We start from the raw sequence: 23,278 nt of genomic DNA, 5'->3' as shown, positions 1-23,278 counted from the left end.
GCCGCTGATCGCCGCACCCCTGTGCGGGTCAGGCGGCTGCGCAGCGGGGCGCCGCCGTGTTCGACCAACGCAGTGAAGGCCACCATGCCTGCGTTGAGCGCAGTGAAGGCCACCTTGCCTGCGCGCACCCGTCTCGCGCCACCGCCGGATCGGCCATGATCGCGTGCGTGTTCATCGCCACCGGACATCTCGTTCCACGCCTAGCGGCGTCTGGGCCCGGCCCGCCTCGAACTCAGCGCGACCCCTGTGCGGGTCAGGCGGCTGCGCAGCGGGGACAGTTCGGTTCCGACGCCGGAACCAGGTGGTGGCACGCCGGGTCATAGTGGCTCCTCGAGACCCACCGGATCGGCCCGACGGCACCGAGCACCAGCGCGAGCAGCCCGAACAACACCCATCCGGCCACGAGCAGGCCCACGCCCACGACGGCGGCGGCCAGGATGGCCAGCGTCAGGAACGTCGACGTGGAGTCCTCCGGCGGGGTCATCCGGCGCAGCCACTTGTCGAGCCGGGGATCGTCGGCGCGAAGGCCGTGTTCGAGTTCGGCCAGCGCGTGTTGTTCCTGCTCACTCAGCGGCATGGCCTGCCACCCTGGAATGGTGCGCTGAATTGCACAAGAGACCTTTTCTCCTTCGGGGCACAGGAGGTCGTAGCGGGGGCTACCTCCGTCGGAGACATCGTGGTCAGCCCTGGATCTGGCCGCAATGACGGTGGTCACAAACGCCACAAAGAATGAGAAGCGATAATTGCAAGCTCGCGCATTGGATAATGATCGACACTTTTCGTCAGCACCGGTTTCACCCGGGGCTCACGCGGGGACCGCCGAGCACCCACGGCTCCGCCGGTGCTCGCCCCGCACCGCGCGAGCCGCGCCCGGTGCGACCGAGGATCCGCGCCTCGGACGCTGAAGGGCGGCGGCGAAGTTCCTGGGTGACCGTTGACGTCCGGCGAGCGGGACGACCGAGCGACTCCCGGCCCACCGCGCGAGGGACTTTCGCCCCTGCCGGGGAGGGCGGCGCGGCGCGCACGCTGTGGCCCGTGATGCTCGTCATCCTCCTCTGCTTGCTCGCCGCGGCGGCCAACGCCGCGGGTTCGGTGCTGCAGCGGCTCGGGGTGCGCACCGTGCCCCACGGCATGCGGATGTCGGTACCCGTGCTGCGCATGCTCGTCCGCCGGCCGGTCTGGGTGCTGGGTGTGGCGGCGATGCTCGCGGGGCTGGCTTTGCAGGCCGCGGCGCTCGCGTTCGGCCCGATCGTGCTGATCCAGCCCCTTCTGATCAGCGAACTCGGCTTCGCACTGGTGCTGTCGGGGGTGGCCTTCGGCAGCAGGCTCCGCCCTCGGGAGTGGGCGGCGGTGCTGAGCACGGCGGGCAGTGTCGCCCTGCTGCTCGTCGCACTGGCGCCCGCCGGTGGCGACCCGAGCCGCGCCTCGGCAGATTCCTGGCTGCTCGGGTGTGTGCTCACCGTTGGCGCGGTCGCGGCTCTGGTGACGCTGGGCCACCGCAACCGGCACGCACACCGCGCGGTGTACCTCGGGATGGCGGCGGGTGTCTGGTTCGCGTTCACCGCGGCATTGGTGGCGGCGATGACCGACGCGCTCGGTGACGGCGGTGTCGCCGCGCTGGTGTCGGCCTGGCAGACCTACGCCATGGTGCTCGCCGGGCCCGCTGGCTTCCTGCTGTTGCAGAGCATGCTGCGCGCCGGAAGGCTGGAGGCCTCACAGCCCGCGCTGGTGCTGTCGAACCCGCTGGCGGCACTCGGCTGGGGCGTCGTGGTTTTCGGGGAGACGGTCCGTGGCGAGGCATGGATCACCGTCGAGGTGCTCGCCGCCGTCATCATCGCCGTGTCCACGGCGATGCTCGCGCGTTCCTCACTGCTCACGGACGACCGCGCCCCGGCACCCGGACGGGGAAGCGACAGCGACCAGCAGCAGCCGCGGTTCTCCGCTCACCGGGCGGCGACGACATAGGCGGTGCCCAGGCACCGTCGTGCGCCGCGGCTCACCGTGGTCTCCGGGTGCTCCCGCCACCGGCGAGACCACCTCCGCACGAGGCGGTCGAAAGGCGGCAGAAGCGGTGTCACGTCGTAGTAGGCGATGTCGACCGGACGCAGCCCGAGGTCGCCGAGCAGACGGCACAGTCGTCGCCGCGACAAGGCGCGGATACCGGTCCTGCTGGCCGCATGCCTGCGCTCTGGCGGCGTACCCGCCCACCGCTCGACACGGCCCAGCAGGCGGACCGCCGGCCAGTAGACGGACCACTCGAACAACCGGTACGGGCTGCGCGGGTTGAGCATGGTGACCACGACGAGGCCGCCGGGACGGAGCACCCGCGCCAGTTCACGCAACGCGCGCCGTGCATCCGTGTACTCGAGCACTCCCATCGCGACGACCACGTCGAAACTCCCTTCTGGAAACGGCAGCTTCTCGATGTCCGCCACCGTCAAGCGGAGATCCGCCGCGTCGGCGAGTCTCTCGCGAGCAACTTTGATCATCGCCGCTGACTGGTCACACCCGGTCATCCGGAAGTCAGCCGGGCGCGTATCGACAAGATGGCGCAACAACACACCGGGGCCACAGCCCGCGTCGAGGAGATCACCACCACGACTGTCGCGCAGGACCTCGTCGACAATGTGCAACCGCGAGTGAAGATATCGTGCACCGGGGCCCCAGCCTTGGTGCGACGCGGCGTACCGTCGTGCGTCCGTCAGAGTTTCGTATTGGGCGGCGGCAACGGTTTCGGCGCGCTCGCGTCGTCCGGTGAAGCCGCCTCGCCGGGATCGGATGACGGGCACATCTGCCTCCATCGGTTTGACCTTCCTGCCGATAGCCGGAGATGCCGGTGATCAGTGCTGGCCCGCCACGAGACGACGAGCAATAGTCAGGAAGTCGCAGCCCAGGACCTGCCGTTACGGCTACGACAGAACAGTGGAGTTGAAGCCGGCAACCGCGGATTCCGATCGCATTCGGGTAGCCACCTTCCGTTCGCCCGACGTTCCCACTGGAGACCACTTTGGACCGATCCCGGTGTTCGTGGCGTTGGAGAAGCTCACGGATGTCACCTTCCCGTGGTGCTCCGTCGAGGCAGGATGACCCGGGGCGCGACCCCGCTGTCGGCGTTGACCACGAGCAGGGCGACGAGGCCCAGCGCGGCCAGCAGGGCCATCGGCCCGGTCATCGATCCGGTCACCGGCCCTGGCTACGGAAGCGCGTAGGGCGCCGCGATGGCGCGGCCGGTCGCGCCCCTGGGACTCCGGGTACGCAACACCAGGTCGACCACGGGCTCACCCTCGGACGGCCGCTCCACGGCCAGCGCGACGACGACGAGTGCGCACGCCGCGGTCACGCTGAACGCCGCCCACTGCCCACGTATGCCGTGCCGCACCAGCCCGCCCGCCACCGCGATGCCGAGCACGACGAGCATCCAGACCGGGGACCACGTCGACGATCCGCCTGCGCACCACCGCCTGCCGGCTCCCCGGCCTGACCGGGCGAACGCGAGCAGCTCACCGAGCCACCCGCCGAACAGAACGGTGGCGACGACCGACCACAACGAGCTCCCGTCGTTCCCCTCAGCCACCCGCATCGATCTGCCAGCCGGAGCGAGCCAGCGCGCGGCGCGCCCGCTCCAGGCAGACCGAGTGCGCACCCCTCCGGGCGACCTCGTTCTCCGTGGAATCCGCGTTCTCCCGATCGTCCTTCAGCGCCAACCCGCACCCTGTCGATGAGGTGTGGGGGCCGTCGATCTGCTCACTCACCGCCACCGAAACACCCTTCGACTCGTCAGCCGGTCGTACGCGCCATGACCGCGTTCCCGCGGAGACGGCCGATCTGTCGCAGGCTCGCCTCGATCAGCTCCGCGGCAGCGCACTGGTGTTCCACCAGCCCCACGGTCACCGCCGTCCTCGCGCAGTAGGACACGCCGCTCCGGGGTGAGGGCTGGAGGAATCCCCCGGACATCACCCGGACGTCGGCGGCCTCGGCCAGCAGGTAGCCGGCGCCCACCGCGTCGCCGTTGACGGCGGCCACGACGGGGAGTGGATGGGCTCGCAGCTCGCGCAGCACGCGCCACAGGTAGGTCCGTGCCCGCGTTCGGCCGGGGCCGATCATCGGGTCCAGGTCGGGGGCGAACACGCCATCGGCACCCGTGAGGACGATCGGATGGACCGCTCCGACGTAGGTGATGGCCGCGCTCAAGCCTTCGAGCACCTCGCCGGTGAGAACCGGCCCTGTCCGGGTTCGGATCACGATCGTTCCCGCCTGGTACTCCAGGTCGATCATTCGCGGCCTCCTGTCGTGCTCGGGGCCTGCCGCGCCTGGCGCCGCCGTGATCGGGGGGCACCAGGCGCGGGTCGGCCTAGTAGATGTTCGACGGCCGCACCATGCCTTCGGCGAGGTCGCCGAAACCGGGATCCACGATCGCGCCGGGGTTGACCAGCACCTCCTCGACAATCGCGGTCTCGGTGGTGATCAGGAGCGCCGCAATGGATGCCGCGCTCTCCAGCGCCGAACGGGTCACCTTGAGCGGATCGACGACACCGGCGGCGAATAGGTCGCGGTACTCGCCGGTGAGCGCGTCGAACCCGCCACCGTTGTCCATGGCGGACACGTGGTCCACGACCTCGTCGCCGTCATAGCCCGCGTTGGACGCGATCCACCGCAGTGGCTCCCCGAGCGCCCTGCGCACGATCTCCCTGCCCTGCGCCGCGTCGCCGTCGAGACCGACCAGGTCCACCCAGCGCGCGGCCTGCGCCAGGGGGGCACCGCCGCCGGCCACGACTCCCTCCTCCAGCGCCGCACGCGCCGCCGCGAGCGAGTCCTCGACCCTCAGCATCCGCTCCTTGAGCTCGACGCTGGTCGCCCCGCCGACGCGCACGACGGCGATCCGGCCCGACAGCCTGGCGATGCGCAGCTTCAAGCTGTCCTGGTCATGCTCGATCCGGGCTCGCTGGAGCTGCTTGTCGAGCTGGCCGATCCGGGCCCGCACGGTCGCCTCGTCACCGGCGCCACCGATGATCGTCGTCGTCTCCTCGGTGACCGTGATGTGTTCACAGCGCCCGAGATCGCGCTCGGTGACCTCGGTCAGGGTGACACCGGAGTCCTCGCTGACCACGCGTCCGCCCAGCGCGGCGGCGAGATCCTCAAGCTCGGCCACTCGCCGGTGACCGAAGCCGGGGGCGCGCACCACGACAGCCGGGCAGGTGCCGTGCACGTTGCCGCTGACGATCATCTGCAGGGCCGGGCCGTCGACGTTCTCCGCGAGAATCACCAGCGGCCGGTCGAGACGGCGGGCCGCCTCCACGGTCGGCATCAGCTCCTGCACCTGGCTGATCTTCTTGTTCGTCAGCAGGATGACCGGGTCGTCGTAGGAGGCTTCCATCCGCTCCCGGTCGGTGACCATGTAGGGCGAGGTGTAGCCGTGGTCGAACTCGATCCCGTCGACCAGCTCGACGCTCAGGCCGGTCTGCTCGGACTCCTCCACCTCGACGACACCCTCACGTCCCACCGCGGCCAGCGCCTGCGCGATCACTCGGCCGATCCGCTCGTCGTCGCTCGCCGCCAGTGTCGCGATCCGCTCCAGCTCCGTCTCTCCCGCGACCTGGGTCGCCGACTTGCGAAGCCACTCGACGACGGCCTCGACCGTCTCCTCGATGCCGCGGCGCACCCGCATGGGGTTGGCCCCCTCACCGAGCGCGGCCATGCCCTCCCGCACCATGGCCTGTGCGAGCACGGTCGCGGTGGTGGTGCCGTCGCCGACGGCGCCGTTGGTCTTCATCGCGACTTCCTTGACCAGCTGAGCCCCCATGTTGGCGAACGGCTCCCGCAGTTGCACCTCCCTGGCGATGGTCACGCCGTCGTTGGTGATGGTCGGCGGTCCCGTCAGCTTCTCCAGCACGGCGTTGCGCCCCTTGGGCCCCAGGGTGACCTTCACCCCGTCGGCCAGCGTGTTGACACCGAGCTCGAGCTGGCGCCGCGCATCGACACTGAACCGCAGCTCCTTCGCCATGGTTGCTTCCTTTCCTGATCAGGGGATGAGAATCGCGCGGCCACGAACCTTGCCCGCGTTCAGGTCGTCGATCGCCCGCTGGCACTCGTCCAGCCCGTACCGGGCTGTGTGCAGCTTCACCTTGCCCTGGGCGGCGAGCACCATCAGGTCCTGCAGATCGGTGTACGAGCCCACCAGGTTGCCGATGAAGTTGATCTCCGTCGAGATGATGTCGATGGTCGGCACGTCGATGTTCTCGCCGTACCCGATCACGTAGTAGTTGCCCGCGCGGCGCAGCATCCGCACGCCTTCGGAGGTGGTGCCGCCTTCGCCGACGAAATCGAGTACCGCCTCCGCACCGTGGCCGCCGGTGTACTCGAGGACCTGCTCGACGTGGGTACCGTCGGCGACGACCGTGACGTCGGCGCCGACCTGCCCGGCAAGCTCGAGCGCCTCGGGGTTGCGGTCGACCACGATGAGGGTGGCCGCGCTCATCGCCTTCATGCACTGGATGCCGATGTGGCCGAGGCCGCCGGCTCCGATGATCACGCAGGCGTCGCCGGGACGGAGGGCACTGGCAGCCTTGGCGGCCGCGTGCTGGGCGGTCAGCCCTGCGTCGGCCAGCGCGGCGACGTCGGCGGGTTCGAGGCTGTCGTCCAGCTTCACGCATGACCGGGCCGACGTGAGCAGGTACTCGGCGTAGCCGCCGTGGGTGTCGATGCCGGGGAACCGCGAGCTCTCGCAGTGCACGTCGTCGCCGAGGCGGCAGGCCCGGCACAGGCCGCACGTCATCAGCGGGTGCAGAATCACCTTGTCGCCCACCGTCACGTTCGTCACGGCGTCACCGACCGCTTCCACCCAGCCGGCGTTCTCGTGCCCGATCGTGTAAGGCAGGGTGACGCCCGACTTCTCCGCCCACTGGCCCTCAAGAATGTGGATGTCGGTGCGGCACACCCCGGCTGCGCCGACCTTCACCACGACGTCCAACGGCCCGGTGATCTTGGGCTCGTCGACGTCCCGCAGTTCGAGATTCTGGTGGTACCCGGTTACCTGTGCGGCTTTCATGCGTGGCTCCTGGAGTTGGTGACGACCGGGGCCGCCTGGTCGGCGTCGGCGTACCGGGTTGCGAGCAGGCCCCGGCAGAAGTGGGCGTTGCCCTCGATGGACACGCGGGTGGTGGCCGCCAGCCGCAATCGCAGCGCCACGTCGGTGGTCGCGATCGGCGTGCCGTCGTGGTCGACCAGCACGCGTGCGTGCGGATGGTTGGGCAACCCGATGGCCTCACGCCGTCGCAGCAACGCCGACTTGAGCGGGTTCACGGGCAGATCGAACAACTCCAGCAGCGGCAGCTCTTCGATCGTCCAGGCGCCGCTGGCCAGCAGCGACCGGCAGCACCGTTCCATCGCGGCCAGATGTGCCTTGCGCCGGAAGGTGCGGCGGAGCTCGTCGAGACTGTCCTCCGCCTCCACCCCGAAGGTTCCGACGTACCCGAGCCCGGCGGCGGTACCCTGGTTGATCTTGTCGGAGTCATGGTGGTCGTCGAGCAGCACCCGCACCCGGCCTGCTTCCGGCACCGCCGCCAGGGCGTCGTAGGCATCGGCGACCATCAGGTAGGCGAAGTTGGGCGCACAGAACGAGGTGGGCAGCCGCAAGTGCACCTCGACGCCGCGGTCGTCGATGGTCACGGACCGGACGAACCCCAGTTCCGTCACAGGTTCGTCCAGCTCCGGGTCGATCACCGTCGCCAGCGCCGCGAGAACCTCGGCCTCCACGGACCGGACCGTTCTCGTCATCACACACCCGCCCCCGTGACCTCACCGGGCAGCCGGGACTGCCGGGGCACGTCGAGGTCGTACAACGCGGCCGCGTTGAGCCCGAGGATCTTCCTCTTCTGTTCCGGGGTGATCGCGGGATACTCCGTCATGTCCTCGGGGATCTGGAAGTCGACGAACTTCTCGACGAGCCACTTCGGCGTCCACAGGGCGTAGTCGCTGCCGAACAGGATCCTGTCCTCGCCGATCCAGTAGAGCAGCTCCCCGATGATCTGGGCGAAGTACCGCGGCCGGGTGTGGATGAAGGGCATCGCGACCGCGAGTCCACCGTAGACGTTCGACTCCTGCGTCGCGATCCAGCAGAAGTCCTCCAGCCGGGGCAGGCCGACGTGCTCGACGACGAAGTTCAGGTCGAGGTAGTCGGTGGCGACCCTGTCGATGTCGGCGACGTCGAACGCGTCCCGGTCGAGCGGGCGGATCGTCGGTCCCTTGTGGACGTGGATGTTCCTGATTCCGAGCTCGAGGCACTCCTCGAGGTAACGACGCGACCACGGCTCATCGAGCTTGTAGCCTCGCGAGTCGCCGTGCCACTCGGCGGTGTAGAGCTTGACGCCCCGCAGGTTCATCCGCTCGGCGTCACGGCGCAGCTGCTCCAGGCCGGCCTCACCGTTGCGCGGGTCGTAGGCGTGGTTGTAGGTCAGCTTGTCGGGGTACCGCTGGGTGAGTGCGAGCGCCTCCTCGGTCTGGCCGAAGCCGTTCTTGTAGAAGTCGCTGAGCAGCGTCGCCTGGAAGATGGCGTGGTCGACGTAGCCCTCCTGAAAGAGGTCCTTCATGAACCTTTCGGCTCCGTAGTAGGTGTAGGTGTCGTAGTCCCAGACGACCTCTTCGGGGCTGAGGTTCCTGTGGTAGTCGTAAAAGCAGTCGATGAACTGCTTGCCGTGCACGTTCTTGTGGTTCGACGCCCGGCCATCCCAGATGTGGACGTGCCCGTCGACGACGTAGTACCGCTCGCCATCCTTCTCGTACATCGAAGCTCCTCACCCTGTGCTGTGCTCGTGTGCTGTGGAACGGTGGTGGCGGGACTCCCCCTTGCGAAGGTCCCGCCACCACCCGGATCGGTCTGCCCGGCGTCAGCCGTGTGCGAGCAGGTCGAAGCCGATGTACTCGGCGGCGTCCTCGGGGTTGGCGAACAGCAGTGTGCGGTCGTCCAGGTGCACCATGCGGCCGTAGTGCGTCGAGCTGATCTCCTCGAAGATCGAACCGTCGAAGGACTCGCCGAGTGCCTCGGTCAGCTCGTCGTAGTCGAACTCCAGTAGCCTGGTGCCGTCCACCCGGATCATGGAGGGGTACTCCACGAGCGAGACGCCCTCCTTGGTCGCCATCACGTCGGCGACCACCCGCCCCACCGGGGTGTTCATCAGGGTGACGCCGCACATGTTCGACGACCCGGCCTGGGAGCCGAACTGCATGCTGTCGCTCACTTCTCCAACTCCTTTGGTACGTCGAGCCCGATCTCCTCGAGCAGCTGGCTGAACTTTTCCTTGGTCGCGCCGAGCGAGTCGGCGAACGTGAGTGTCTTCTCCGCCGGCTGCGACCAGATCGGCTGTAACGCGTGGGCGGCGTCCAGGCACGGCGGCACCCACTTCGCCAGCCACTGCCCGAACAGTTCCCGGTTGCTCTCGCCGAACTGCTCGTCACGCGTGAGCAGCCGGAACAACGCCCGCGTGTAGCCGAGGTCCCGGCTGTAGTCGTGCTCCCCGGTGCCGACGATGGTCGGCGTGATGTAGTCGCCGTTCTTGGCGGCGATCTGCATGACCAGCTCGGACCGGAAGAGCTGACCGACGAGCTGCTCGAAGACGACGTTGGTGCCGAACAGCAGCTCGGCCCAGTCGCCGACGGCCGTGAGCTCCTCGACGACCTTGCGGGTCGGCTGCCATTCCTCGGCCGAGGCCCACACCTGCTTGTGCACCGATCCGTCGAAGGTGTCGAGCGACTCGGACAGGTCCAGGTTGAACAGCGCGAGGTCCTGGGCGAAGCGCATCTTGTGCGCCGCGTTGACGGCCACCGCGGTGTTGATCATGTTGGTCGGGCCGGAGCGCTGGATCGAGGTGAACACGTGCAGCGCCATGCCGTTCTCCGCGTGCATCCAGGCGCCCAGGTTGCTCGCGATGAACTTCTGCCACGCCGTGTTCCAGTTGCCGTAGGCGCCGGCGCGCTTGGCGTTCTCGAGGCACAGGGAGACCTGGCGCACCACCGCGGAGTTGTTGCGGTAGATGGTCTGCTCCCACTCCTCGTTGGGGTCGAGGAACGCGTGCCAGTCGGACGATTTCGCCGCCGTCCACTCCTGCGGGTAGCCGCCGGGGCCGTCACCGAAGCCGTAGATCCACCCCTGGCTGAGGTGCCGCTCAGGATCGGGCTGCACGTCGACGGTCACGTCCTCGTACACGGTCGCCCGCAGCTTGGCGGGCTTGAAGTAGTTGTAGGTGCGGCTCTTCGAGCTCGGGAACTCGAGGGCACCCGCCTCGGAGTCGGTGAACTCCACCTTCGGGAAGCTGCGCACCTTCGGCGCAGACGTTGCGCTGTTCGCCATGTGACATCTCCTCTGATATCTACTCGTCACGAACCGACGTGGTGAACTTGTCGTAGAACACCTGGTCGTCCGGCACTCCCTGCCGGGAGGCCAGCGCCAGCGCGGCGTCCACCATGGGCGGCGGCCCGCACAGGTAGACTTCGGCCCGGTGCAGCTCGGGCTCCCGCGCCTCGACCACGTCGGTGACCATCCCGCGCTCGGCGGTGATGCCGAGTCCCTCGACGCCGTCACCCGACTCCGAAAGGGCGACGACGAACTCGAAGTCGTCCAGCCGTTCACCCAGCGCGCGGATCTCGTCCAGATAGAACAGGTCCGCAGGGGTGCGGGCGCCGTAGTAGAAGCGGATCCGGCGGGCGTCCCCGGTCGCGCTCAGGTGCCGCAGCAGGCCGAGGACGGGTGCCATGCCCGCTCCGCCCGCCATCAGTACCAGGGGCAGTACGTGCCCGTTCTTGAGGGTGAAGTTGCCGTACGGTCCCGTCAGGTCGATCGTGTCACCGACCTCGATGCCCTCGTCCAGCAACGAGGAGAACCGGCCACCCGGGTACTTCTTGATGACGAACTCGATGTGGTCGCTTGTGGACGGTGTCGTCGCCATCGAGAAGGAGCGGCGCTCGTCCGTGCCCGGGATTGTCAGGTCGGCGTACTGACCGGGCTTGAACTCGTACGCGGCCGGGTCGACCGGCTTGAGCTTGAGGCCCACGATGTCGTGCGTGTGCGGAACGATCTCCACGACCTCGGTCCGGATCTCCTGCAGCGGGGCGGAGTTGAGCAGCTCCTCCTCGTCGAAGTTGAGCAGCTCGATCGTGCAGTCGCTGAAGGCGTGTGCCCGGCACAGCAGCACGTAGCCCTCCTCGACCTCGGCATCGTTGCAGGCGAACGTCGAGTAGCGCTCCATCTGGATCTCGCCGTCCAGTACGTAGGACTTGCACGCCGAGCACTGACCCTCGCGGCAGCCGTGCATGAGGTGGATGCCCTGGCGGAACGCGGCATCGAGGATCTTCTCGTCCTCGCGGACCTCCATCTCGATGTCGACCGGTTCGAAGGAGATGCGATGTTTGTCGGCCATTGGTCTCTCGATTCTCGGGAGCGGACGGCGGCGGCGCCTCGGGCCGGCGGCCACCGCCGTCCGCTGGTCCTCCTGGAGGCCGTCAGGCGGGGCACACGTTGGGGTTGGCGCGGTAGGCCGCCGCCCACTCCTCGCGCTCGGAGTCGGTCATCTCGTTGAGGGTCACGTTCGGGCTGGCGAACCGGATGCCGCGGAGGTCGTCCAGCGTCCACAGCTTCTTCTGGTCGTCCAGGTCCAGGTGCGGCTGCGGAATGAGGGTCTTGCCGTCGTCGCGGACGTATCCCAGGTCCTTCACGATGTCGGCGAGGTCCCGGTCGTGGTGCAGCGTCTCCCACTCACGCTGCCCGGTGAGCCTGCCCATGTTCGGGGTCTCGCGGCCCTCGTACTCTGGGCGGAAGGCGACCTTGTCGGTCCAGGCGCAGGTCTCCGAGCAGTAGGTCCGCCACTGCTCGTCGACCTTGTCGACCACCAGGTCCTCCCGGACGAGACAGGGCACCATGCAGGTCCAGCAGCGGTGCGGGTACTCGTACCCGACCTCCTCGAAGGCGATCGGCTTGTTCCGGCCCGGATACCGCAGCCGGTTGTAGGACTCCCACCACTTGCCGAACTGGTTGTACCAGCCCGGGTACTTGTCCTCGAACCATTCGAAGTCGGCGTCGGTCATGCCGTCGATGCGCCAGTAGTTCACCGGCCAGCCGGTGGCGAAGAACTGCGCCACGCGGTGCACGTAGAACTTGTTCGTGATGCGGTTCCACGCCTCCTCGACGAGGTCGTGCGGGATCACCAGCCCGTACTTCTCCAGCGGGAGCAGGTAGCTGCGGTAGTAGTCGTCGTAGATCCAGCGGCGCCACATCTCGGCGTAGGACTCGCGGTCCTTGCGACGGTCCTTGGTTCCGTACTCGATGAAGGTGCCGATGGCGGCGTCCACCACGCAGTGGTTGTTCCACCAGGCGTAGCGCAGGTCGCGTTCCAGCAGCGGGCGGTTGCGCTCGTCGGCCAGCGCCATCAGGAGGATGGAGTAGCCGTTGCTGATGTGACGGGACTCGTCGGACTGCACCGAGTGGAAGACCGTGGGCAGCAGGTAGTCGCCGTTGGCGGCGGCCTCGTCGGGCATGGCCACGAACAGCGTGTTGGTGAACGCGGTCTCCGCGACGACCGTCAGATAGATGTTGGCCGCGGTGATCGCGTCACCGGTGATGAACCCTTCGCCGAACTGGCGGCCGATGGTGCCCGCGTAGTTGTTCGCGAACGCCTTCTCCGTGATGTCGAACCCGGCCGGGTCGATGTAGTTGTTCATGTAGAGCTTCTTGAGGTTCATCTGGATCGTCGAGTGCCGGACCTCGTCGATCATCTGCACCGCGAGTCCGTTGTGGATCTCCGGGTTCGGCACCGCGTCGATGGCCATCGGCATCGCCCGCGCCGCGGAGATCTCCGGAAACGGGATGATGGACAGGAACAACTTCTGCCACTCCAGCCAGCGCTGCTGCACCTGCCGGAACATGTTCCCGCGAATCGCGCCGTCCATGGCCCCGAAGACGCGGTTGTCCTTCTCCTCCTCCATCGGGAAGTACGACCGCATGATCTGCTTGAGCGGGTCCTTCTTCGGTGCCTTCTCGAACGTGTAATCGGTGCCGAAGCGAGTCGCCGGTGTCGCGAACGTCGGCTCCCAGGACAGCTCCGTGATCTTGTTGTGCGCCTTGGTGAGACTCTGCCTGCTCAATTCAGCCTCCTCGAGAACCGGGGTCAAATTGCCCGGCGGTCGTCACTGACGGAGGAGAGTGTGTTGCGCATCGCAGGTACGTTCTGTCTCAATGTGAGACTGCGCGCCCAACGGGTGCCCGCCACGATGGCTGTGTAGGTCGGGGCGGGCCCCAGCACGCAACGTCAAAGGAGACGGTGGTGACGACGCACGGACACAGGTCGGACTCGCAGGTCAGCGTCCTGCGGGAGAAGTTCCTCGAACGTCCTCTGCCCGAGCTTCCCGGCGTGCGGGACATCATCTCCGCCTCCTGGCGGCGCGCGCTCGAACACCAGGTCGACGCCGAGGAGCCGGACCCGGTGTTCGTCGCCGACCGCGACGAGGAAAGCATGCTGGTCCGCAGTGCCACGCCGATCCTGGACAACCTGTGCACCGAACTCGCCGCACACCCGGTCGCCGTCCTGCTCACTGATGCCGACGGCCTGGTCGTGCACCGGTCCAGCGTGGACCGGTCGCTCGACTCCGGCCTCGATCGCATCTCGCTCGCACCCGGCTACAGCTACGCGGAGGAGTCGATCGGGACCAATGGGATCGGCACCACGCTCGAATGCCAGCAACCGGTGCTCGTGTCGGGATTCGAGCACTTCAACAGCCGCCTGGCGGACTTCGAGTGTGCCGGAGCACCGATATACCACCCCGTGCGCGGACAGCTGGTCGGCGTACTCGATCTGACCTCCTGGGCGGGCACACCGGGTCCCCTGCTCCTGACGCTGGCGCGCCGGACGGCCAAGCAGATCGAGGAAGCCATGCTCGCCGGCACGGGCGCCCGCGAGCTGGCGCTGTTCCGCGAGTACCTCGTGTCCTGCCGCCGGGGCTCGGGCGCGATCCTCGCCGTCAACGAGGACGTGGTCATGGTCAACAACCACGCCCGGGAGCTGTACGACGCGGCCGACCGGGCGGCTCTGATCACCCACAGTGCCGACGTCGCCGGATCGTCCACACCAGTCACCGTTCTGGCCGATCTCCCATCCGGCGTGGTCGCCCGGCTGGAGTACCGGCCCGTGTACAGCGGCTCGGTGCTCGCGGGCGGGGTGTTCCGCGTCAAGAGCCAGGCAGCCTCGCGACGCACGGCCGGCCACGCCGATCCGCGGTTGACCGGAGTGGTCGGCGGCAGCCCGGCCTGGCGGCAGGCGTGCTCCGCCGCGCAGACGAGCTTCACCAGCGGCAACTGGCTGGTGCTGATCGGTGAACGCGGCACTGGGAAGGCAGCGCTCGCGCAGGCCGTCGCCCGCCATCACGCACCGGGTGGGCACCTGATCGTCCGCGACTGTGAGGGCGTGGACGACTTCGAGGCATGGGCGGCGGCACTGGCCGACGAGGTGATCGGAGGAAACTCACCGGCGGTGGTCCTGCAGCACGCCGACACACTCGGCACTGAAGGCATGCGGCGCCTCACCGACGTGTTCACGACCTGGCAGGCCGCTGCCCCGGCCGAGGCTCCCCAGTGGGTCGCCGTCACGCTCAGCGACGCACCACGCGACCCCGATGCCGCCGGATGGCTGATGCCCTTCTTCGCGCACACCGTCGAGGTGCCACCGCTGCGTCACCGCACCGAGGACCTGCGCCGCCTCGTGCCGCACCTCCTGGCGCGCCACGCGAAAGGGCGCCACCTGATGCCCTCGGACGCATGCCTGCGCCAGCTCATGCGCCTGCCGTGGCCGGGGAACGTCCGGCAGCTGGACCGCGTACTGGCCGAGGTCTCCCGGCACCACCGCTCCGGCACGATCGAAGTCACCGACCTTCCCGCAGAATGCCGCACCGTCACACGACGCCAGCTGACCCAGCTCGAGTCGATCGAACGGGACGCCATCGTCCGCAGCCTCGCGGCCAACCACGGCAACAAGGAGCGCGCGGCGGCCGACCTCGGCATGTCGAGGGCCACCATCTACCGCAAGATCCGCTCGTTCGGCATCGTGCCCGGCCACTGACCGGAGCCCCTCACACGGGTGAGACCTGCCGCTCGAACGGCGGATCAGACGTACGGTCGGAGGTTCGTTGTCGCCGAACGAGCACAGGCAGTCGTGGAGCGAGACGCCCCTGGGGAGATCTCGTCCTACGTGGCCGGATTGGACTTTGCCATGGCGGAACACAACCGAGAGCCGTGCGCTGCCGAGCCTGGTTCGAGTGCGCTTTCTGTCGAGGTCGTCCGCCGTGAAGCCTGCTGTGTCGTGACCCTGGCGGGCGAGATCGACATGGCCACCGTTGACCAGGTTCAACGCGCGGTGGGCGACGAGCCCGCCGGAGCGACCGAAGCACTGATCGTCGATTTCTCCCTCGTGACCTTCTGCGGCTCCAGCGCCGTGAGCTACCTGCTCCAGCTCGCCGAGCGCACTCGCGCGCGCGATGCCCAGCTCGCCATCATCCCGTGCCGCTACCTGAACCGGGTGCTCGAGATCGTGGGCCTCCAACGAGCAATGCCGACATACGACACATGCGCGGATGCGATCGCGGCCACCGGCTGCGCGCGACACGGCGTCGCGTAGGGGCCCTCAACGTTCCGCCGGGTCGGCCGCCCCGACGTGGAGCGACAGCGCTGGCGGTGCCGCCACCGGGGCGAGCGGATCATCGGCCGGAGGAGCCTTCTCGACGATGGACGGTGCGCCGCGTACCGCACTCGCGGGAACGCCCTCCGGCAACGACCGCGGTACCTCGTCCGGCCCCGGCCCAGCGCCGGGGACGGAGAGCAACGGGTCAGCCGCTCCGGGCGGGGAGGGCGTGTCCGCGGGAGGATCCGGGTGCCTCACCCGGTACGCGCAACACGCGGTCCGGCGAGCAGGGTCGTCTCCCGCCCGCGACGCCACCGATCGCTCGGCCGCTGTCGCTCCCTCGAACTGGTACGGCAGAGCAGTTGTCTGCGGTGCGACGACCGCGGTCACGCCGAGTGTGATTCCGACCGCGATCTTTCCGCCGCCGGAGGCGACAGCTGCCACGACGGAGGAGTGCGAGGCCACGGCGCTGGGCGCGACGGAGACGGACGGGCTCACCGGCGATGCCACGGCCGGCGCCGCGCCACACAACACGGGGACGAACACGCCGGGGAGCGCGTTGTTGACTTCCTTCAGCGCCGTGGCCACGTCACGGCATGCCGGGCAGTTGTCGAGGTGCCTGGTCAGGACCCGAGAACGCCCGCCGCGCAGTTTGCCGCGCACCCAGGTGCCGAGGTCAGCGCGGAAACGCTCACAGTCGGAGTCCACCGCATACGGCACGTGCGCCTGCAGGAAGGCCTGCCGAAGCCCCTCACGCGCGCGGACAGCCAGAGCCGCCGCGGCGTTGGGCTTGATCCCCAGCATCTTGCCCACTGTCGCCGCCTTGCGGCCTTCGACCTCCGAGTACCACAGCACTGCCCGCCAGCGCGCGGGCAGGCTGGCGAAGGCGGTCCGTGCGAGCTCCGCAGCCCGGCGGTCCTCGGCCCGCTCGTCGGCTCCGGCGGCGAGCATCACCTCCGGCACGTCGGCATGCAGCTCCACCCGCCTGCCGCGGCGTCGCGCGGTGGCCACCACGTTACGTAACGTGGCCAGGAGATACGCGCGGAATCGCTCATCGGGACCGCCACCCTGACGGATCGCCGAGAACACGCGTGCGAACGCGTCGGCGACGAAATCCTCGCGGTCCAGAGCGCCTGCCTCCAGCAGGCTCGCCACTCCCAGCGCCGCACCGACGTGACGCTCGACCAACTCCGCGTAGGCATCGACGCGGCCATCGCGTACCGCGGCAATCAACGCAGCATCGTCAGCTGCCTCATCGTCGCAGGTCATGGGAGCCTCCGGTCCGTCGTGGCGAGCCATCGACGGAGGGACGGCACAACTGCCTGGCCATGACGGTAAACCCGTGCACACCATGCCGCACATGCCACCTCGCCACATCGACAAGTGCGCAGCACAGCGCGTCGAACCCGGGCCGCCGGACCGCTACTGCCGCACCGGCTCCGCCTGCGTCGCGGCAGCGGCGGATGCCGCCACCTCGCCCGGCTCGTCCACCTCACCCGCGACGGCGTCCGGGTCGGACTCGTCAGCGAGCGGCCATCCGTGCCGGCCGACGATCTGATCGAACAGAGGCGTCGACTCCCCTTCGCCGCCGTGTCCCGAGCCCGCCGCATGATCGCCACTCATGGCGCCCCCTCTACATCGACAATCCGTTCCGCCTTCACCCAGCTCGGTTCGCGATCCGCGGCTGAATCAGGCGCCTTCACCGGAACCCACCACGTGGTCGTGTACTGATCGAAAACCGGCTCGGCCACCACTGTCGCCCTGCGGCAAACACGACTCCAATCGCGACGATGGGCAGCCAGATACGTCACTCGATCACCGATCCGCCAACGGCCGTGACCGTGCCCGGTCATGTCCCCTCCCACACAAGCTCGCTCCGACAACCAGCGGGAAACGGCCACGCGAGACTAACAGCTCCGGGCTACGACGGAAAACGAGTCACTTGCCCGGGGGATAACGGGCGATCGGTTAACGGCGCGAAACGAGAACGACAGGCGAACGAGGAAAAGAGCAAATCGGACAACGGATTCGAGCTTCAGCCATGCCCGTCGCTGTCACCTCACCGTGAATCATTGTGGCGAAATCACTCCCGCGTCATTGTCTGCTTGGTCGATGAACCACTACCGGAGACCTCACTCACCTCACGATCACGACGAGCTCGTCGAACCCGTCCGCAGTGAAGGCCACCCTGCCTGCGTTGAACGCAGTGATGGTGGCCTTCACTGCAGAAGGCGGAGCGATGAAACGGGCCGTTGCCGGGCATGGTTCTCGTCAGCCGACCGCGGCCGTCCTCGGGGTCGGCGCCATGATGCGGGCGATGTTGTCCGGCGCGAAGAACTCGGCCGGTGAGATCGTTCCCGCGGTGACGCTCACGAAGTCGGCCATGGCCTCCTCGTCGCCCGCGAGAGCGCCGAACAGCTGTCGCATCTCGGGTGGCGGTGGCTCCATGGTCGCCAGCTGCGTGGCGAACTCATAGATCGGCAGTCCGCGTTCGTCACGTACTCGCTGGTAGCCCGCCATCGCCACGTCGTAGGTTCGGAGGCCGCGCAAGTACTCGTCCAGCGCGTCGGCGCACAGTTCGGCGCTCGCGAACGCGTCGCTGATGCCCTTCGGGACGACCGGGTCCTTGTTGTAGCCTGCGTCGCCGACCAGCGCCCACCCAGGACCGTACGGCTTGCGGAAGTAGTTCCACACCCCGCCGCCGAGGAACGGTTCCACCCGGGCGGCGGCACGGACGCGCTCGGCGAAGGCCGGCGCCAGCTGGGCCGTCTGCCAGAAGCCGGCCTCGGGGTCGGATTTGAGCGCCCGCATTTCCGCGACCGGCCAGCCGAAGACGACGAGCGTCAGATCGTCGTTGGTGGGAATCGCGCCCATCGCGCGGCCGGGCCGGATGATGAACTGCACGCCGTCCACCGGCAGGTCGCGGAAGAAGGTGTAGTAGCCGTACTGCAGCCTGGGTTTCTCGTTGTACTGCTCCGCGCCCACCCACTTGGCGACGTGTGAGGTACGCCCATCGGCCCCGATCACCACGCGAGCCCGCTCGACCACCGGGTGGCCGTCCGCGCCGTGGCCACGGATACCGACGACGCGACCGCCCGACACCAGCAGCTCGTCTACGTTGAAGTGCTCGCGGACCTCGGCGCCCGCGTGAGCCGCCGCGTCGACGAGGATCTTGTCCAGAATGCCGCGGCGCGGCGCGTACGCGGTGCTGACGCCCTCCACGGGGCGCGGCGTTCCGCCCAGTACCACTTCCCCGAAGTCCAGCAGCCATGACCGAAGCGGCGGGCACCCTGAGGCGACCACCCGCCCGAGCAGTCCCCATCGCTCGAGGGCGGCCACTCCTGGCGGCTGAATGATCAGCGTTGACAGCGTGTCGCTCGGGAACGTGGCCCGGTCCACCAGCAGCACGCGGTGACCCGCGCGCGCCAGCAGCATGGCGGTTGGCGATCCGGCGCATCGGGCGCCCACGACGATCGCGTCGTACTCAGCGGCCATGGCGTCCTCCTCGTGCATCGACGTCGACCACCAGCGTGGTCACGAGGGCGTTCCGCGAACGTTCCGTCACGTGCTGGCAGGGTGCTGCCTGGCGAGGAACTTCGCCCGCAGACGTTCGGCCTCCGGCCGCCAGATCACCGAGCTGGTCAGCGTGCTGAGCTCGTCGGCGACCTGCAGGCCGGTGTCCGGGTCGCCGGCCACGTCGCACGCGGCCAGCAGGATGCGCAGCAGGGCCGACCGCAGTCCGGGCGCGGCCTGCTCCCGCACTCGCGCGGCCGCCACGATCCGCCGGATCCGCGCGATTCCCTCGGCCGGCCGGCCGTCGACGACCTCGAGGTAGGCGGCGAGAGCCGCGATGGCCGCGTCGATCTGCTCCCCCGCCACGGGCGGTGCCACTGCCTTGCCCCGCTGCACGAACCGCCGAAGCGCCGGCACCTCGCCCATGTCCAGCGCCAGCAGCGAGGCGAAGAGCAGCGTCGTCATCAGGCTGTACGGGTGCGCGATCTCCTCGGCGCGGGCCAGTCCCCGGTCGCGAGCTCGGATCGCGGCCTGCTCGTCGCCCAGGAACCAGTAGGTCAGCGCCAGCCGGGTCAGGCAGATCACCAGGGGGTCCTGCCCGTAGCGGAGCAGGTGCTCGCGACGGTTCTCGTCACGATAGGTCGCCACCGCGCGTTCCAGGTGCATTCGGGCGGCCGTCAGCTCGCCTGCCCAGAACGCGGTGACGCCGAGCACGTAGTCGCCCTCCACGCGCAGGACATCGTCGTCCTCGCGCTGCCCGCGATCGCGTAGTGCGGTGCCGTGCTCCCGTGCGGCGGCGAAGTCGCCGAGCGCCAGGCTGCCCAAGCCGAGGGATCGCAGCAGCGGCGGCGACGGCTCGGCGCCCAGGGAACGGCACAGCTTCAGCGCGCGCCGGTGTGTCTCGTGAATCCTCGCCGAGGCGTAGCCCTCGCTCGCCACCAGTGGAGCGAGCAACGCGTTCGACAGGTCGAGCTCACAGGTCCAGCGCCGTCTCGACTCGGGCAGGGAACGCACGAGCTCCAGCGCACGGGTCAGATGGCGGGCCGACTCGGCATGCGCGTAGAGCTGCTGGGCCACCTCGGCGGCGTGAGCGTACGCGGCGACCGCCTGCTCGATCCGCTCCGCCTCCTCGTAGTGCCGCGCCAGCCGGCCGCTGACACTGCCAGGGTCCTGCTCGTAAGCGGCCTCCAGCGCTCGCGCGACCCGTCCATGCAGATAGCGACGTCGCACCGGGCTCAGCTCCGCATACACCGCCTCGCGAATCGTGTCGTGGCTGAAGTCGTAGGCCCTCGTGTCGTGCTCACGGATGATCCGGCGCCGCCACAACTCGTCCAGCCCTCGGATGACGACGTCCTCGCTCACCTGCCCGGCCAGGGCGAGTACCTCGGCGGTGAACTCGCGGCCGACGGTCGCAGCGACATCCACCAGCTCACGCGCCGCTGCGGAAAGCTGCGCCACCCGCGCCTGGACCACCGCCTGCACCTTCGGCGTGAGCACGTCGCCCGCACGCAACGCCTCGACGATGAACAGCGGGTTGCCCTCGGTCTGCCGGTAGAGCGCCGCTATGTCCGCGTCGGCGAACCGTTTCCCGGACAGCTGCTCGGCCAGTACTGCCGTCTCGGACCGGTTGAGCCGATCGAGATCGATCTCGGTCACTCTCTCGGCCAGCCGCAGGGCGTTGAGCAGCTCGCCGACCGGGGTCGCGGTCTCGATGTCCTCACGCCGTGCCGTGGCGACCACCAACAGCGGGGCCGATGGCCGGGTCCGCACCACATAGTGCAGCAGTCGCAGTGCTTCACGGTCCCACCACTGCACGTCATCGGCCACGAGCAAGACCGGAGCACCGGACGCCAGCAGAGCCTGGACCACAGCGTCGTACAACCGCTGCCTCTGCTCGCTCTCCGGTAACCGCAGTGGGCGCGGCACCGTGGCCAGCAGCTCCGGCAGGAGGCGTGCCAGCTCGGTGAGATACGGCGCGGCCAGGGCCCGCAGACCCGCGTTGAGCCGCTCCGACCGAAGCCACGCCACCACGGGGCCGTACGCCAGCGCACCCTCGCCGGGATACGCGCGGGCCACTGCCGTGACAGCGCCGCGATGGGCACACCACGCCCGGAACTCCTCCGCCAGCCGGGTCTTGCCGATTCCGGGCTCGCCGGCGAGCAACACCACTTGAGCCGCTGTGCGCGCCTGGCGCCATCGGGCCGTCAACGTCGCGCGTTCCGCGGACCTGCCGACGAACGACGTCCCGCCCACCCGCGAGATCTGCTGGACGTCGTCCTGCGACAGCAGCGCGTCGTAAACCGCACGCGTCACCGCCGCAGGCTCGATGCCGAGTTCCCGCTCCAGCGTCGCCGCGCACTCGTGGTACACCCTGACGGCGCTCGTCCGATCACCCTGGGCATCGTGCAATCGCATCAGCAGCCGATAGGTCTCCTCGCGCATCGGCTGCTCCCGCAGGAGCCGCTCGGCATACCGCACCGCGCCGGTCAGGTCGCCGCGCTCGTGAGCCGTCGCGACCAGCCGCTCCAGCGCCTCGACGAAGGCGTGTCGCAGCCGAGCCCGCTCTCCCTCCACCCACTCGTCCGCGCGGCCCACCAGTAGGTCGCCGGTGTACAGGCGGACGGCAACGTCCCAGGACTCTCTGCTCAGCGCCGCCTCGAACTCGGCCACGTCCAGGCGGTACGGCGGGTCCGGCCGCCAGCTCAACGTCCGCTGTGTCACCTCGAGATGCCGGTCGATCTCCGGCCACGAACGGCGCAGGTTGTGCAACACATGCCGCAGGTTGGTCAGCGCCTGCGCTTCAGTGGAGTCTGGCCACAGAGCGAATGCCAGCCGCTGCCGTTGCAGCGACTGGTGCCGGTGCAACAGCAGGAAGGCCAGCAGCGACTCGCCGCGAGCGGAATCCAGGTGCATCGGGGCCCCGCCTCGGTGCACCTGAAACTGTCCGAACAACCGGATCGCGAGCGGCGGATCCGTCACAGTTCCGGACCGTAGGATCCTCGGCCGCGTCTGTCTACGGGCGCACGAACCCATATCTGTGTTCCGAGCAGACCGACACCATTTCCCGCGCTCGACATGGCGCTGGCTTTCGAACGGCGAGCACGGCTGGGCGTTGGCCGTGGAGGCACGCTGCCGCGACGAACTGGTGGTGCTTTCCTCCCGGACACTGATCAGTCCGAACTCCGCCGAACGGCTCGACGACGATCTCGTCGACACCACCGACGGAGGAACGCCGGTGGTGTCCTGCCGCCACCGCGCCGAGGTCCTCGGCGAGACCGCAGTGGCGGCGGCCGAACTCGCATTCGCCCACGAGGGTCCTGCCACCTCGGCCGGACCACAGATCATCGCCAACGCGGCCTGCTGCATCGACCGGCCGTCCACCTGACCGCGGGCGAAGCCGGTGTCGCAAGGGGCATTTATGTCCACCCTGGGCTTGACAGAAGCTCCAGTATGCGCTATAGAAATTAGCAGAAGCGGTACATGACCTGGTGTCCATGAACGAGGTGCCGGGGAGTGATCGACGATGCAGGACACCACGCGCCATGCGGCGACCAGTGACTTCACGGAGCTGGTCTGCGCTGATCCGGCGTGGCTGGACGCGGAGTTCGACGCGATCGTGGCCGCCAACTTCGCTGACGTTCCCCCTGTTCCCCCGACGCGGCCCGGATCCGCGGGCCCCCGACGGCCGGGGCGCACGCCGCGGCTTCCGGCCGTGGCCCGGATGAGCGGTGGTGTGGTGACCGGGGCGGTGGAGGGACGACACCGGCAACGATCCCCTCCGCGAGAACCCGCCTTCGCGTCCACGAAAGCAGAACGGTGAACTCGGAAGGCAGGTGATGCCGCGGTTCATACCCCTCGCACCAACCGGTCTGTTGTGGTGGGCTGTCCGCTCCACCCGGCCGGCGAGACCCGATGGTTCCCGGCCCGCGCCTCGCGACGCAACCCGGCGGCAGCCCACCCGCCTCCGGTCGGCGGGTGCGAACCGCACCCTTGCATTTCTCGCACAATCCTTGCGACAGCTTCCCTTCGACACCGGCCCGGCCCCGCCAGGGCTGCGGCGGGGCCGGGCCAGCCTCGGCAGTGCGCAGAACGCCATCGCCGGATCGGCGAGG

Annotated in this window: 22 protein-coding genes; 4 read left to right on the top strand and 18 right to left on the bottom strand. The window is 68.8% G+C overall.

Annotated elements, in window-relative coordinates:
- Positions 1-253: 253 nt before the first annotated feature.
- On the bottom strand, positions 254-577 hold the full coding sequence (locus DI005_RS22960; protein WP_112273412.1) for a DUF3040 domain-containing protein: 324 nt from the start codon (positions 575-577) through the stop codon (positions 254-256).
- Positions 578-927: 350 nt separating this feature from the next.
- Here DI005_RS22960 and DI005_RS22955 point away from each other — a divergent pair, with 350 nt between their 5' ends.
- Entirely contained in the window at positions 928-1,965 is a 1,038-nt protein-coding gene (locus tag DI005_RS22955) for a DMT family transporter (RefSeq protein ID WP_233520283.1), read from the top strand.
- On the opposite strand, the gene DI005_RS22950 is transcribed toward DI005_RS22955, so the two are convergent.
- From DI005_RS22950 to DI005_RS22895, 13 genes are all read right to left on the bottom strand, one after another.
- The gene (locus DI005_RS22950; RefSeq protein WP_112273414.1) at positions 1,944-2,801 is read right to left on the bottom strand and encodes a class I SAM-dependent methyltransferase; all 858 of its coding nucleotides are present in this window, start codon (positions 2,799-2,801) and stop codon (positions 1,944-1,946) included. The genes DI005_RS22955 and DI005_RS22950 overlap by 22 nt on opposite strands.
- A 251-nt stretch (positions 2,802-3,052) precedes the next feature.
- The gene (locus DI005_RS39505; RefSeq protein ID WP_255565742.1) at positions 3,053-3,184 is read right to left on the bottom strand and encodes a hypothetical protein; all 132 of its coding nucleotides are present in this window, start codon (positions 3,182-3,184) and stop codon (positions 3,053-3,055) included.
- Between the two features lie 9 nt (positions 3,185-3,193).
- Positions 3,194-3,574: a hypothetical protein gene (locus DI005_RS22945; RefSeq protein ID WP_113643488.1), complete on the bottom strand. Its 381-nt coding sequence runs from the start codon at positions 3,572-3,574 to the stop codon at positions 3,194-3,196.
- Positions 3,567-3,752: a hypothetical protein gene (locus DI005_RS22940; protein WP_137093445.1), complete on the bottom strand. Its 186-nt coding sequence runs from the start codon at positions 3,750-3,752 to the stop codon at positions 3,567-3,569. The genes DI005_RS22945 and DI005_RS22940 overlap by 8 nt, the downstream gene beginning before the upstream one ends.
- A 25-nt stretch (positions 3,753-3,777) precedes the next feature.
- Positions 3,778-4,275, bottom strand: coding sequence for an enoyl-CoA hydratase/isomerase family protein (locus tag DI005_RS22935; protein WP_113643487.1), 498 nt, complete (start codon positions 4,273-4,275; stop codon positions 3,778-3,780).
- A 76-nt stretch (positions 4,276-4,351) separates the two neighbouring features.
- The gene (gene groL, locus DI005_RS22930; protein WP_113643486.1) at positions 4,352-6,001 is read right to left on the bottom strand and encodes a chaperonin GroEL; all 1,650 of its coding nucleotides are present in this window, start codon (positions 5,999-6,001) and stop codon (positions 4,352-4,354) included.
- Between the two features lie 18 nt (positions 6,002-6,019).
- Entirely contained in the window at positions 6,020-7,045 is a 1,026-nt protein-coding gene (locus tag DI005_RS22925) for an NAD(P)-dependent alcohol dehydrogenase (RefSeq protein ID WP_113643485.1), read from the bottom strand.
- Positions 7,042-7,773 (bottom strand): iron-sulfur cluster assembly protein, encoded by a 732-nt coding sequence (locus DI005_RS22920; RefSeq protein WP_112273425.1) that lies wholly within the window; start codon positions 7,771-7,773, stop codon positions 7,042-7,044. Before DI005_RS22920 ends, DI005_RS22925 begins: the two co-directional genes overlap by 4 nt.
- Entirely contained in the window at positions 7,773-8,780 is a 1,008-nt protein-coding gene (locus DI005_RS22915) for an amidohydrolase family protein (protein ID WP_113643484.1), read from the bottom strand. The genes DI005_RS22920 and DI005_RS22915 overlap by 1 nt, the downstream gene beginning before the upstream one ends.
- A gap of 102 nt (positions 8,781-8,882) precedes the next feature.
- Complete coding sequence (gene mimD / locus DI005_RS22910) at positions 8,883-9,221, bottom strand: propane 2-monooxygenase effector subunit MimD (protein WP_110343514.1); 339 nt, start codon at positions 9,219-9,221, stop codon at positions 8,883-8,885.
- An 8-nt stretch (positions 9,222-9,229) separates the two neighbouring features.
- Entirely contained in the window at positions 9,230-10,342 is a 1,113-nt protein-coding gene (locus DI005_RS22905; RefSeq protein ID WP_113643483.1) for an aromatic/alkene monooxygenase hydroxylase subunit beta, read from the bottom strand.
- A gap of 19 nt (positions 10,343-10,361) precedes the next feature.
- Positions 10,362-11,408, bottom strand: a complete 1,047-nt coding sequence (locus DI005_RS22900; RefSeq protein WP_112273431.1) for an FAD-binding oxidoreductase — start codon at positions 11,406-11,408, stop codon at positions 10,362-10,364.
- Positions 11,409-11,490: 82 nt separating this feature from the next.
- On the bottom strand, positions 11,491-13,128 hold the full coding sequence (locus DI005_RS22895; RefSeq protein ID WP_112273433.1) for a methane monooxygenase: 1,638 nt from the start codon (positions 13,126-13,128) through the stop codon (positions 11,491-11,493).
- A gap of 179 nt (positions 13,129-13,307) precedes the next feature.
- Here DI005_RS22895 and DI005_RS22890 point away from each other — a divergent pair, with 179 nt between their 5' ends.
- On the top strand, positions 13,308-15,095 hold the full coding sequence (locus DI005_RS22890) for a sigma-54-dependent Fis family transcriptional regulator (protein ID WP_233520282.1): 1,788 nt from the start codon (positions 13,308-13,310) through the stop codon (positions 15,093-15,095).
- A gap of 93 nt (positions 15,096-15,188) precedes the next feature.
- Positions 15,189-15,650: an STAS domain-containing protein gene (locus DI005_RS22885; RefSeq protein WP_112273435.1), complete on the top strand. Its 462-nt coding sequence runs from the start codon at positions 15,189-15,191 to the stop codon at positions 15,648-15,650.
- 6 nt (positions 15,651-15,656) lie between these two features.
- On the opposite strand, the gene DI005_RS22880 is transcribed toward DI005_RS22885, so the two are convergent.
- The 4 genes from DI005_RS22880 to DI005_RS22865 all read right to left on the bottom strand — a co-directional run bounded on the left by DI005_RS22880 (position 15,657) and on the right by DI005_RS22865 (position 22,079).
- A complete protein-coding gene (locus tag DI005_RS22880; RefSeq protein ID WP_233520281.1) occupies positions 15,657-16,952 on the bottom strand; it encodes a sigma-70 family RNA polymerase sigma factor in 1,296 nt (431 codons plus the stop codon).
- Between the two features lie 123 nt (positions 16,953-17,075).
- On the bottom strand, positions 17,076-17,276 hold the full coding sequence (locus DI005_RS22875; protein WP_113643481.1) for a hypothetical protein: 201 nt from the start codon (positions 17,274-17,276) through the stop codon (positions 17,076-17,078).
- A gap of 648 nt (positions 17,277-17,924) precedes the next feature.
- Complete coding sequence (locus DI005_RS22870) at positions 17,925-19,148, bottom strand: NAD(P)/FAD-dependent oxidoreductase (RefSeq protein WP_113643563.1); 1,224 nt, start codon at positions 19,146-19,148, stop codon at positions 17,925-17,927.
- Positions 19,149-19,214: 66 nt separating this feature from the next.
- Complete coding sequence (locus DI005_RS22865; RefSeq protein ID WP_158559878.1) at positions 19,215-22,079, bottom strand: BTAD domain-containing putative transcriptional regulator; 2,865 nt, start codon at positions 22,077-22,079, stop codon at positions 19,215-19,217.
- 124 nt (positions 22,080-22,203) lie between these two features.
- On the opposite strand from DI005_RS22865, the gene DI005_RS22860 reads away from it, so the two are divergent.
- On the top strand, positions 22,204-22,551 hold the full coding sequence (locus DI005_RS22860) for a hypothetical protein (RefSeq protein WP_113643479.1): 348 nt from the start codon (positions 22,204-22,206) through the stop codon (positions 22,549-22,551).
- The last annotated feature ends 727 nt before the right edge of the window (positions 22,552-23,278 follow it).

The organism is Prauserella sp. PE36, assembly GCF_003311655.1.
Taxonomy (GTDB): Bacteria; Actinomycetota; Actinomycetes; order Mycobacteriales; family Pseudonocardiaceae; genus Prauserella_A; species Prauserella_A endophytica.
The sequence above is the reverse complement of the archived record's forward strand: the minus strand, read 5'-3'. Positions and strand labels throughout refer to the sequence as shown.